General features: G+C 60.5%; 4 protein-coding genes and 1 pseudogene. 2 read left to right on the top strand and 3 right to left on the bottom strand.

Annotated elements, in window-relative coordinates:
* Positions 1-71 precede the first annotated feature (71 nt).
* Both FH08_RS0144865 and FH08_RS53880 read left to right on the top strand, forming a co-directional pair.
* Positions 72-734, top strand: a complete 663-nt coding sequence (locus tag FH08_RS0144865; protein WP_031364627.1) for an ATP-binding protein — start codon at positions 72-74, stop codon at positions 732-734.
* A complete protein-coding gene (locus FH08_RS53880) occupies positions 721-1,077 on the top strand; it encodes a hypothetical protein (protein ID WP_031364626.1) in 357 nt (118 codons plus the stop codon). Before FH08_RS0144865 ends, FH08_RS53880 begins: the two co-directional genes overlap by 14 nt.
* Positions 1,078-1,409: 332 nt before the next feature.
* Here FH08_RS53880 and FH08_RS0144855 read toward each other — a convergent pair whose 3' ends face one another.
* The 3 genes and pseudogenes from FH08_RS0144855 to FH08_RS54585 all read right to left on the bottom strand — a co-directional run bounded on the left by FH08_RS0144855 (position 1,410) and on the right by FH08_RS54585 (position 12,390).
* Positions 1,410-4,274 (bottom strand): ATP-binding protein, encoded by a 2,865-nt coding sequence (locus FH08_RS0144855; protein ID WP_081889818.1) that lies wholly within the window; start codon positions 4,272-4,274, stop codon positions 1,410-1,412.
* A 1,278-nt stretch (positions 4,275-5,552) separates the two neighbouring features.
* On the bottom strand, positions 5,553-11,540 hold the full coding sequence (locus tag FH08_RS0144845) for an ATP-binding protein (RefSeq protein WP_031364623.1): 5,988 nt from the start codon (positions 11,538-11,540) through the stop codon (positions 5,553-5,555).
* Between the two features lie 292 nt (positions 11,541-11,832).
* Positions 11,833-12,390 (bottom strand): annotated as a pseudogene (locus FH08_RS54585) (hypothetical protein).
* Positions 12,391-12,559 lie beyond the last annotated feature (169 nt).

Here is a 12,559-nt window from a genome sequence, read left to right as displayed (position 1 = left end):
CAGGCGGTTGACCGGAGCGCTGCGCGCTCTCTCCTTTATCAACGCCCAGAGCGGGCAAAAAGGAGAAAGTCATGAACACCACTGAAACCGTTCGTGTTGCTGTCAACGAAGCGAACCTCGTGCGCAACCTCAAGTTTGCGTTCTCGAACTATTCGACGTTTCTCGCCGAGCTGATCCAGAACAGCCGTCGCGCCGGTGCGACGAAAGTCGACATCGAACTCGACGGGCGGACCTTGACGGTCAGCGATGACGGCAATGGCATAGAGAACTTCCAGAGTCTGCTCACCATTGGTGACAGTGGCTGGGACAACCAGACCCAATCGCTCGAAAACCCGTTTGGCATGGGCTTTACCAGTGCGCTTTTCGCCTGCGCTCACCTGATGGTCGAGTCGCGTGGTCAGAAGATTGCTGGAACGACGAGGGCCTTGTTGGCGCGCGAGGACGTGGCAGTTACTGCTGGGTCCGTGAGCACCGGTACGCGGCTGACGCTTAAGGGTCTCACGTTCGACCACACGAAGATCGAACCCGCGCTCAAGGACATCGCGACCGGCTACGCAATACCGATAGTCTTCAACGGCAAAAAAATTGCGCGGCCGTATGCGCTGCGCGAGGATCGTTTCGACCAAACCGCAGCAGGGTGGATAAGCATTCCCGACCTGTGCAGTGTGGGGACCGGCCAATCGGCAATGCTCGTTTATCTCCAGGGAATTTTGGTGCACCGTGGTTATCGATGACACGGAAATTGCGATCGGCGTTGACGGCAAGGATGGCGTGGTGTCCGAGGCATGTGTCTATGTCCCGTCCAAAACGACGGCGCTGGGCGGCGGCGTGTTGCAGTCCGAGTCTTTTTCGAGCGAGGACGACCGACACGATGAAACGGCGCAGGACGAGGCCATTCGTCGGTATCGGCGCTGGATCAGCCAGGCCCGGAACGCAAGTCCGATGGCGCTTTTGAATGATCTGCTGTCGACTGTGAGCGTCGATGTGGTCACAGCTCGCGGCGCCCGATTCATTCTGGAGGTCTCGGAAATGGGCGATCTCAAGGTGGTAGAGCAGGTGGACGTCGCGAAGGACTAACCGGATGATTTGCCCGCACCCTCGATGTTTGAGAGTGCGGGCACTCCCGCTGCCGTCGGATCTGCTGACGTCGGGTCCGCGGCTAGTTCTCCCGGAAGCTTCCATTCTGGCAAGCCTTCGTTTAGCTGTTTGTTGCGTGCGCTCGTTCGAAAGGTATGCGGAGTTCTAACACATCAAAATGAATGAAGACCTAATGCTGGGTCTTACGCACTAGATCGGCTCCCCTTAGCAGGATGATTTACGGCCGACGTCTGGGTAAACAGAGAAGTTCATGTAGGATTCGGCAAGCGCCGCTGCGAATAACGCTGACGGGAGCCCCATATCGTGTGCGTTCAGCCCTGAGGGGGAGTGGGACTGCCATGCGGTTTTTTGTCCTCGGCCTGCTTCCTGCTCATGTGCCGCTTGTCGACCGTTAGCCCTACCTCGCCCGGTCGTACGGTGAGCACGTCGAACTCTTGGCTAGGCGAAAGTTTCTTCACAGCAAAATCCCATCGGTCGAGCCACCACCATTGCTGCGCCTCTTTCTCTGCCGCGTCGCCCGTGCCGCGCAATTCACTATCGTACGGATCCTCCGCTTCCGCGTTCGTGTCGAATACCTCCAAGTTGCTATTGAAGATGTAATCGAGCGGGGTGCCTTTGCTAAGCGGATCGTCACTGCTTCTATACCACCCCTTGGCAGTCAATTGCGGCATGCCCAGCCCCCCGGTCCTGTAAGCGACAGACCTCAGACGCGCAACAAAATCACTCGGATATTGCTGCTTCCACTCCTCCGAAAACACCTCGTCAAAGTCGAAGTGCTCCTTCCTTTTGTCTGCATCTTTCAGTTTCTCTTTGGTGCGATTAGTCGCCATATCGCGCGCGCGCGTATGTGCCACGACCGCAATACGTCCCAGCCGTGCAAGCGGATCAGGCGAGAAGATCCCCAGCCGCGCATCAAAACGGCCGCGACGCACGGCCGCTTCGTCCAGGCTTCCCAGCAGATTCGTGATCAGAACATAAGCCGTCGAGCGTTTGCTGGCTTTCTCGCTCAGATTTTTGAGTTTCGGAAGCATGCCCGGTGTGAGAAACGAAAAATATGTAAATTGCTTCCTCCCTGTTGCATCTCTTCTTCGCAGGATCGGATCGAATTCGTCAAGAAGAATGACGACATGGGTCAGAAACGAAAGCGCTTCGAATACTGCGCGGGATCTTCGCTCGAGTGCCGCCTCTCCGGCCTTGGCGAGGTCGCTAGGCGTGACTTCGACGAGCGGCACGCCGCAGCTTTGCGCCAGCGCTTCGGCGAGGGTCGTTTTGCCGGTCCCCGCCGGGCCATACAGCACCAGCGAGTGCAAGGGTTCCTGGTTGGTTTTCGTCACATGTGAGCGCATCCGCTCAAAAACCAGCGCGGAATTCGGTCGCATGATCGATTTGACCTCTTTTATATCGGTCTGCTGATCGAACCCATAGTCTGCATAGAAGAGATCATCCAGTCCTACACCGTTCTCAGTCGGACGACGAACCGAGAAATGCTCGAGGATTACATTGTTGATACTTTCATCGAGATATCGATTTATGGCAACTAGCGCGTCGACAGCGATGGCCGTTTCTTGTAAGTCCACATCGTTCGTATCAGCGTATTCCGTTTTCCAGCCCTTCATCACTTGGCCGGAATAAACTCGGCGTCGCTCGAGATCTTGAAGAAGTTTTTCGACGAATGTCCTATCCAGATGTGTCTCCGTCGCGCGCAAGAGTTCCGCCAACGCGGCCAAGACAGCATTGCTGGCTACGAAATAGCTCGACTGCGAATTGGTGTAGTAGGGATTTCGCACTACGAACGTTCCGCTGGCGTCCATTCTTTTCTTGACCAGCGAAGCGGCAAGCCGGATGCGCTCGCCGTCCCGCACGTTCTCATCTTTGTTCAAGGCCGCATACGCGGCCGCGGCGAAGGCGAGTTCCGCTGGCTCCCACTGCTGGCCGTCGGACAGTTGGCTCGCCGCTAGTTGCTGGTCGATGACACCGGAAAGGAACCGCTGCGCCGCGTTCAAACCTTCGCGAACCGCGTTTGACGACTCTTTGAATACTTTTGCAGCCTCGCCCCAACGGTCATTCGTAGAGTTGATCGCGCTAATGGCCTGACTTGTGCTGACCATCGCCTTCTTTAGGCCAGAAAGCGCGATGCTGTGGCCTCCGGTCGACTCAGCCACCTGCTTTGGCAGGTCCTTGCGCACGTTGTCGCCCGTTTCGGCATTTTCCGGGGTAACGGATTCGCCCGGAACCAACTCTCCCCGCGACTGCGTCACTTCATCGCGCCGAAATTCGTCGACTTCAGTCACCAGGGTCTCGACGTCCTTGTACGTCCTTTCGAGCGCTTCCCGAATCTGACGAATCAGATCGACCTCGATGTAATCTTGCAGTTGGTCCGCGTCGAACTCGGTGATCCCCTGCAATCTGAATGGCAGCCGCGGCGAGATTCTGATTAAAGTGTTTCGACAGGATTGCGCGATTCGCTTACGATCGGTCACCATCCAAGCCTTCGGAACGCCCTCTTGCGAAATCAGCGCTAATGATTGCGCCGTCTTCGACATGAACTTGCAGAGATCATGCATGGCCGCCAGACTATCGGACAGATCCAGCACGGCGTGAACGCATTGCGCGGTGACGAACCCGGAGACTCTGCCACGCGGACCCGCCGCCGCCCCGCCGACTGCCCAATCCGGCTGATTGGCAGTGAACAGTTCCCGGATGATCCAATACCAGCATCTCATAGTCGACGCGCTGAGGGCCAGTTCGCCGGTCGCGACGAGCCCACGCATGGAATCTGCCGCGACGAGCACTGAGCGCTTTGTCTCACTCAATGCCTTGAGATTTTGCACAGAGTCGAATTTCTGCTCCAACGATCCCGAATGCGTAAACTCTGCACCGGTTTGCAATGCGACGCGCATTGCCTTGATTCGCGCGTACGGCGTCGGAGTTTCTACAGAAGTGGCTTTGTTCATCACCGACTCGAGACATGCGCCCAGAGCGGATTTTCCCTCCATCCTCTGGCGGAGACTCTTTTCCCTGACGCCATCGAATCGTCTGAGATCTTCCATGTGCGACTCGAGGTCGCGGGGGCTCACGGGATCGTCCGCGAGAAATGACGCGGACTCGGCATCGCGCAAATCCGGTACATCAGATTTTCCGCCCACCCGCCAGCTATCAGGGAAGTCACGACTCATTGCACCACCTCCCACACACTGTTTTTATGAAGAGTGAACTGGATGATGCTTCGCGACAGCCGTCGAACGTTCATGCTGCCTCGTTGTCATCTAAATGACGATAGACCATCTCGCGATCTTTACAAGCAGCACTCTCGTGCGCGAAATGGCATGGTCCGTGCGCCCCGCGAATTCGGTCGTTCGTGTACCCACTTTTTCGGCGCAATACGAGGCACTAAAGACTCGCTCGCAATGCCAGCGAACGCCAAGACTGATCCTTATCGGCCTTCGCGACTCTCGCTTTACTTCCATGCCCGGCATGGTGATTGAGGTGAGATTGCTGCTCGTGGTCATCGAGTAAAGGATGCTCGAAAAGATCGTCTCAGTGCGAAGTGAGAAGTCGGTGGTCTTGGGATGAGATGCTGAACTGGCTCGACTCGTATCGGCCGAGCCTTAAGCTTGGTGCATCATGGCGGATCGACGGCACGTGTGCTGCTGAGCGCCCCGATGGGTGCAGCCAGCGCAAAGCCGGCCGCCACATACGTTTGGAAACAGTTTGCTCGCGGCCGTATCCGTGAGTAGCTGTACCGTGCGACTGCTCCACTCGGATACCTGCCATTTCGCCGTTGCCGGCTCACCCAGCAGAATTGAGTCGATTAGCGACCGTCGCGGACGGCCGAGTCCTCGCAGGAGGTATCGGCGGTCCGGTTTTTTTTACGAACTGTATTCGGTAGTTATTCACTTACCTGACACGGTTTTCACTTTGGTGCGCCTCCGGATAACGCGCGGCGACGAATGGAACATGCAGTCTGCCGTCGCGCGTCAGCGGCGCTTGGGTGGCGATGTGTGGGAGGGGTACGGACAAACACGACAAGGCATCACCGCCGCGATGCTGCGGGCCGTGGGCATAACGCCTTAGGACGCTTTCGCTACCGGCGACAGTGCGTTGGCGGTTTTTGACCTTTACCGTTGGGAAGTCGTGGCGACAGGTTGTTGCGCTCCGACGCCGACAACATGAAGATCCTGGATACACGCACAGCAGGACGGGCCCAGCCTTGCGCCGGGTTTTGTATTGAGCCTTCTGGCGGCCTCAGGCCGACATACCCACCGCGACGCGCGAGCGGCACAGGAGGCCCGGAATGAACGCGGAACGCATTTACGATCCAGAGACACTGACTCTCGCAATCTGGTCTGCGATCGGCGGCAACACCTGGCCCGGGCGTCAGGCGACACGGACGCGCGCTGAATACAGCGCGTCCCGCGGTCCAGGGTCGCCCGCTTCGAAAGAACCAGACTACGTCATTCGACCGCGCTCGCCCGTCGAACCTTTACCGTCGACTTGCCTGGCTCCGCGACCGTACGACGTCCATGCACCTGAATTTTCATGCGCCCCGTCACCGCCTCGATCTGCTGACACCCTTCTGGCGTGAGCATTACGAAAGCTCCTTCTCCCCAGATGCCATCCTCGCCGATGTCGATCGGGCCGCCGTCTCGCCACCAAACAACCCGCGCCACAACTCGACCTCTCTTATCAAGGTAAGCGAGCCAGTCCTCTGGGTGCTGCTGCCACGACAGACGGCGCAGCCAAAATGGGCAGATCACCAGCATGTCGCTTGGAACGCCCGGCACGCGCGTCTCCTCGAACCGCCTCACAATAGTCGCGGCGGGCTCGTCGGATAGCGGCACGATACTTCCTGCCCAGATAGCCTGCGGCAGCTCGAGCATCCAGGACGAGAGGTCGTCGCCTTTGCAGACATCAAAAAATGGGACACGAAGGCGCTCAAGCGAAAAAGTCGTCCGGATATCACGACAGTCGAACCGCGCGAACTCGGCAATGACCTTCCCGGGACGGTTCAAAAGCGGTTGGACATCGCCGTCGACAGCATCGAGCCATCGTTCCTCTGTTTCATGCCAGTGCGTCCGGTCTAGGGCCGGCCGCGTAATAGTGCGAGGCCGTTCGCAGGGCGATACCAGCGGCATCGGGCTTGCCGGGTACCCCATCAAGTGAAGTAGCCAGGGCTCGTCTTTCTCGTCGAGGATACCGGCGCGGCTCATTTCGCCAGCCACGTAGCGAAGGGCGCGCAGCGCTACCGTCATGTGCGGCCTGGCGTACGCCAGCCGCATGTCGATGCGACCGAGCGCGGCCTCGAGCGCAACCGTTGCCGAAGGGCCAAACGCCGCCAGCCCGCCCCAACCTTCGATGAATATTCGGCAGCGTTCCCGTATCTGCAGGACTGACACGCCCTTTCGCGCCAGCGCCCGGATTACGTCCGAAAACGCAAAAGTCCAACCCAAGGGGTCTTCGACATGCATCGCCCCCGTCCTTGAATCGCTAAGCTTCGGGCGTTCGAACCGGTCAGCGTTGCCCTCATCCAGATAAATTTCGTAAAAGAACGGCAATGCCGTGTGCGTGATTGCACGCGCCCGTCCCCAGCGCTTCAAAAGCCGCGCGGCCCCGGCCGCTACTGCGTAATCGGGATCATCGACGAGGGGCGCGATAACTTCCCCGAGGACGGGGGCGGCTGTATTTTCTGCATCATGCAACAGCAACTGCACCGCTTCGGCCGCTTCGTCTCCTTCCCCCTCCAGCAGCCGCCCGACCAGCAAAGTAAATAGCGGCACACCGGCGTCGAATGAGAGCAAGTGCAGGGCACCCCTTCGCAGATTGCTCGTCAGTTCGGGTAGCGAAAGTGACAGTGCCCAGCGATAGATCGAAACAATCAGGTCTTCGTCGGTGATGCCTGATTCAGGCGGCAGTTCGAACGGCGTGCCGATCGCGTACTCACGCATCATGGTGAGTTGTTCGGCAAGGCACTCCCACATCGCGGCCCAATCTAGCGACGACGCAATCGTTGGAAAGACATCTTCGATGTCGAACAGGATCGGCTGCACATACTCCCTGCCTCCAGCGAGCTCGCCAACCAGGTCCGCGTAAGCCTCGTCGTGCACGACGGCCCCTTCAATTTTCACACGCGCCTGAAAGTATTTGAGCCGGCCAGCTCCGGTCCAGTAGTTCCATGTTGCACGCTCGTCCGTCTGCAAGCGGTACCCTTCCACGAGGCTTCGCGCGAATGAGAGGTCCCCGCACGACAACGCCCTGGTCACCAGCGCAAATCGCGCGTTGGTGTCGTTCTGCAGGGCTGCCCAGCGCTCAAACAGGGTACGTGCTTCGCCCAGTTCGGCCGTCGCAACCAGGCGTGCGTATGTTGCGATACCTTCGTAGTCTGGCGCATCAAGTGCCTCGTCGCGCAAACGCGCTTCGAGCGCACCGAGGGAGGTGACATTGTCATATCGGCCGGGCGTGCCGCTATCCCGCTCGGCCGGCGTCTCAGCCCGCCAGCGAACCAACGCCTCGTCAACGCGTGAGTTATGCGCTCCCCTCACGCCCATGGCAGCGGCCAGCCGCTCTAGCAACGGCGTACGCGTTGACGCCTGAGCGTTTGTTTCGATCGATACGCACAATTGATCGATCAACGTAACGAGGTCGTGCTCCGGTGATGCCGCAATCACCGTTGAAATGAACTCACCGAGCTTGTCCGAGCGATAGAGCGGCTCGGAGTAGTACGGTAGCGCGAGAGAAGCCCATGCCATCGCGCACGGACCGGCCAGATCGGGGCGACGTCGGACGACGCCCAAGAGCAGCGCGTTGATGATGCCAGCCCAGTCGAGCATACTGCGCGCGGCCATTTTCTTCGCGGCCACGAGGCCGGTTGTGGCATCGATCAGCGCTGCCTCGGTCAGCACGGCCGATGCGATTCGGCGACCCGACGCCCGGCCCTCGGTTTCCATCATGCCGTCGAGCAGACGCATCATCAGTTCGACACGGTCGCGCAACTTCGCCGGATCGGCGGCGTTGGCACGTTGGAGCAAATCACGCCACAGCGCATATTGGGGATCTTTTTTGGGCGCACGCGCGTAGCCAAGCGATTCGTTGTGAAGCTGATGCAGGAGTTGTCGGGCGCGTGCGACCGTCCCAACGCTCGCAAACGTGGTGGCGAGTGCCGCCAACCCCTCCACCTGCGTCTCGGGCGTATCCTCGCGAAGCTCTCCTGCCAAAGGGTCTAGCCGTTGGCAGGCCGCGTCGAGATCGCCTGTCTGATGATAGATCTCGGCCGCAACTTCGCGACGTAAATCGATGCGCTTCCGGTTCTTGCCATTGGGCTTCGCGAACGCTCGGTCGAACTCGGCGACCACGTCGGTGAATGCTTCCTCGCCGCACAAGGCCGCGGCGTGTATCAGAGCGTGAGCGAGGATGGGCGCGGCTGCATCCAATTGATGGATCGCATAGAACTCGTCGGCGGCTCTCGGTTCGGCATGCTCAAGATACGCGAGCGCGTCGTGCGTGGCGCGCACCAACTCGACACCGGGCACCGCCTCGCCAGACCGGGCGCGGCCGAGCAACTCACCAACTTTGATGGCATGGTGCTGAAGCGGCTGGAGTAGGCTGCGCTTCGGCGACGCCACCTCGGACAGCGTCTCGCCCAGCAGGGTGCCGAGCTCGACGTACTCGATAAAGGCCCGCGCGACTGTCTTCGCCACACCGTCGCCCGTCTTTCCCTCCATCATGGCGATTGCCGGAGGTGTCAGGTGCGCAAACACGGCACGGGCCATCGCGATGTCACCAAGCTCGGCTGCACTTCGTGCGACCAGACCGCGCCAGTCCTCCTGCACCTGCGAGAAGGTGCTCTTAGACACCGCCTGGGACAGTAGCGCTCGGGCTATTTCCGCATCACCGCTGCGTTGTGCACTCAAGCCCGCTTCGATCAACAGATAGGGCACGTCGGTATCGCTTACCCCCAATTGGCGCGCGAGCGCCTGCAGATCACCGGTGGGCTGCGCCCTCGCCGCCGCGCACGCGACGTCGAACCTGAGGTGGTCGCAATAGTCCGGATCATTGCTCATCGTCCGCGCCAGCGCCGGATTCGATAAGCGCTCAATCGCATCGTTGATCTGATCGACCTCGCGGAAGTGAAACACGCGTTGCGCCCATTCCCGCAATTCAGATTCCTGACTACGGACGCCATCTGACTGGTTACCCCAAAAGCGTTCGAGAGGCTCTATCCGGTCGAACCATGCCCGCGCCCGATCCACTTGACCGGCACTCAGCAGCGCATCGACAATTTTGTAGCCACCGCAACCATTCGCCTCCGCGAAGGACTGCGCGCCGTCGATGTCGGCGATCGCAAGCATTGCATCGACTACACTCGGCGCGTATTCGAGCGCATTTGCCCTGCGCCCGATTTCATCCTGGGCCAGCAGCAGACGGAAGACGTCCGTCGGATCGCCTTCCGCTTGAGCGGCACCAAACGCAAGACGGATGTCTGCCTCGATGTCGGCAGCGGGCCTGCCGTCAGCAAGCTGATTCCGAAAGCGCACGGGCTGTGCAAGGGCAAGCACATCCCTGTGGCGCTGTGCGCGCGCCAGATACCTGAGCTCGAGCCAGCGCTGCGGGCTGCCGGTGGCCGCGACGCGCGCGAGTTCCGCGAGCCTCACGTAAATGCGGGGGGCGTCGCCCACGTCTGGTTTGCCAAACCGCAATCGCGGCTTCGACAGGATGAACAAACGAAAGCTGTTATGAAACACCGCCCATCCGTTCGGCCCGACGCTTAGCAGGTGCGCCGTCGAGGCGAGCGCCCGTTCCACCGCCTGCTCCGACACCGCGTCGGCGAGCTGCTCGGGTTGAATCGGTCCTTCGGCGCGCGCAATGAAACTCATCACGTCACGCGCTTGGGCGTCGTCGTTGATTTCGCGCCACGCAGAGGCATAAATGGTTTCGATATCGCCTTCGAACGTAAATTGGCCAGCGAGCAGCCCCTCGCGTTTTCCGTTATCTGCGTGGCGCAACGCGTTAATCAGGTAACGCGTGACGAGCGGCTGGCCATGGCCAAGTGTAAGGATCCGTTCTCGTGAGACATCGGGATCAAGACCGTACGCATCCGTCATCCGGTACACCGCTTCGCGGGAAAGCGGCGCGACTACAATCCTGCGGTGCGAGAGCGAAGCCTGCTCCTGAATCGCCGGCTTTAAGTCGTCGAGGTCGAGGCGTTGCGTTCCAAGCACAAACAGCACTCCCTCCGGCACCGCTTGCGGCAATGGGAGCTCGGCGAGTAGCGACCGTTGCGGCACTTCCTCGCGCGGAATGTGATCGAGCCCGTCGACGATGATCAGCGTTCGGACGCCGTCCCGTTGGAATCGCTCGCCCGCACGCTGCATGAATATGCCGAACTGGTCGCGCCGTTCTTGCAGCGTCGTGTCCCGAAACCGTAGACCACTAAGGCCGCCGCGCCTCAACTGGGCATTGACGTCGTCGAGGAACGCTTCGGCTTCGCCGCGACCGATGCCCTGGCCTTCCCCGGGCACAAAGGCGAGATAGCGCACGATGGCCAGTGCGGGTTCGGCGGCGAGGGAGGATTGCAGCAGCGTAGACTTGCCGACGCCTGGCGAACCAACGAGGGCGACATAACCGTGACCGGCTTCGTTGATTGCTCGGCGCAGCGCCATTTCCGTCACCGCATTGCGCTGGACATAGGCGCCCACCGGAAACTGGTGCGAACGTCGCACTATGAAGCTGTCGGGCCAACCCAATTCTTCGAGCAGTTGCGAGCGAGTCCAGCGGTCGCGGTCGCGGACATCTGCGACGAGCCGTGGTAACAGGCTCGCGATCTCCCCCGCCAGGCGCCTGGCGTCCGGCGACAGCCGGTGGGCTTGTGCGAAATCAGCCGCCGGCCCCCACAAGATGCGCAACGCTTGCAGGAATTGTTCAAAGGCCGCATCGTCGACGCCTGAGCGCAGGACGAGTCGATCGACAAACGGCTGCCACCTGGACGCTCGCCAGTCAGCCAATGTCCGGTTCGGATAAAGCATGAACTCGCGCAGGAAGGCCGCGCTGTGCCCGTCTTCCCCGTCAAGCACATCGGCGTTGGACGGATAGTCGTTTGTGACTAGCCGCACCTCGACGCACCCATCGGGAAACGCCCTGCGAAGCGCTTGCCATGCGAGAACGAGAGGTTGCAGCAACCCATCTGCGCCGAGCAGCAGCGTATCAAGCCGGAAGGGTCCCGAATACCTTGATGTTTTGAACTGGTGGCCAACGACACTGCCTTTCAGACCAAGCACGACGTCGTCCGCGACGCCGGCGTTGCGGTCCGCCAATCCGACCCAGACCAGCTCGTCGCGCTCAAGCGCCGCGTAGATCGCCGCCGCCGCTGACTCGTATTGACGCACGTATCCACGTTGCGCGCGTCGCTCGCCCTCCCCGGGCGCTGTCTGTATTCTCAATTTGGCCATTGCGCCTCTTCGCTGCCGCATCGAACGCGTTGCTCGGTGACAGCCGGCAGTTGTAGCTCCTAAACGCAATGATACCGCGGGTGCAAAATCTGCTTGGCACGCGCGCACGACGAGCCAGACGCGCACATGAAAAACCTTGACTGACCACCTCAGGGCGTGATGCTGCCATTCAGGTCCGTGCAGTCATTATGTCTGCTCCCTGATGTACAACCGCCTTAAAGCGGAGACGCCATGCCTCGCCGCGCACGGTGCAACCGTCGCGGCTGCCGTCCTGTTCGCGTATGGCGTCGCTTCATCGCGCAGGGCGCCAGGCCTCGAACGCGACCTGCTTCGCGCGGTTCGCGTGCGTCGCGTCGGTCTTGTCCGGCGTGCCGTTGAGCGGATCGGAAGACGTGAAGATCTCGCTGTCGAATAGCCATGCGCGGCGCTCGGCGTCGTAGCGGAACGTGATGAAGTCGGTCCAGTGTGCGCCGCACGCGACGCCGTTCTGCACCGTAAATTAGCGTCCCTTGACTGCGAGCCCGTCGTCGCCGTCCTCGAATGGATCGCATTGGCCGCCTTCGTTGGTGCGCAGCACAATCGTCTCGTTGCGCGCGGAGAGCCGGTACTGACCGCTTGCCTGTTCCTCGAAGATCAGCAGCGGACGCGGCGACGGGCTGTTCGCAGAGTCGTCGCGCTGGTGGGCGACGACGAGCAAGCTTCGCCGACCGCCTCCGATTCGCGGCCCAGCTCGGAACACCATCGGCTCGTAACCCGTCGGCAACTGTGCAGCGATGCCCGCCGGCAGGCCGGCGGCGTGCAGCGTGGCGGACGCGGCGAAGAGGGCGGCCAGCAGCAGGAAGCGTTTCATCGGGAGAAGGGCGTACGTCGCCGCGGCCCACTAAGTGTCGATAGCGCGCATTCTACTTGCCACGGCCCGGGCTTCGGGGGGAGTGGAAGCCGGCAGCATTTTGAATGAGTCCACGTCATATGCGTGATGAGGAGCACGTGACCGCTTGACCGAGGATTGCTGCCACGGC

It is taken from the genome of Caballeronia sordidicola (assembly GCF_000729995.1).
GTDB lineage: Bacteria > Pseudomonadota > Gammaproteobacteria > Burkholderiales > Burkholderiaceae > Caballeronia > Caballeronia sordidicola_A.
The sequence above is the reverse complement of the archived record's forward strand: the minus strand, read 5'-3'. Positions and strand labels throughout refer to the sequence as shown.

Coding starts and splice junctions, on each gene's coding strand:
- FH08_RS0144865 (WP_031364627.1), top strand. CDS start 72: ATGAACACCACTGAAACCGTTCGTGTTGCTGTCAACGAAGCGAACCTC.
- FH08_RS0144855 (WP_081889818.1), bottom strand. CDS start 4,274: ATGAGTCGTGACTTCCCTGATAGCTGGCGGGTGGGCGGAAAATCTGAT.
- FH08_RS0144845 (WP_031364623.1), bottom strand. CDS start 11,540: ATGGCCAAATTGAGAATACAGACAGCGCCCGGGGAGGGCGAGCGACGC.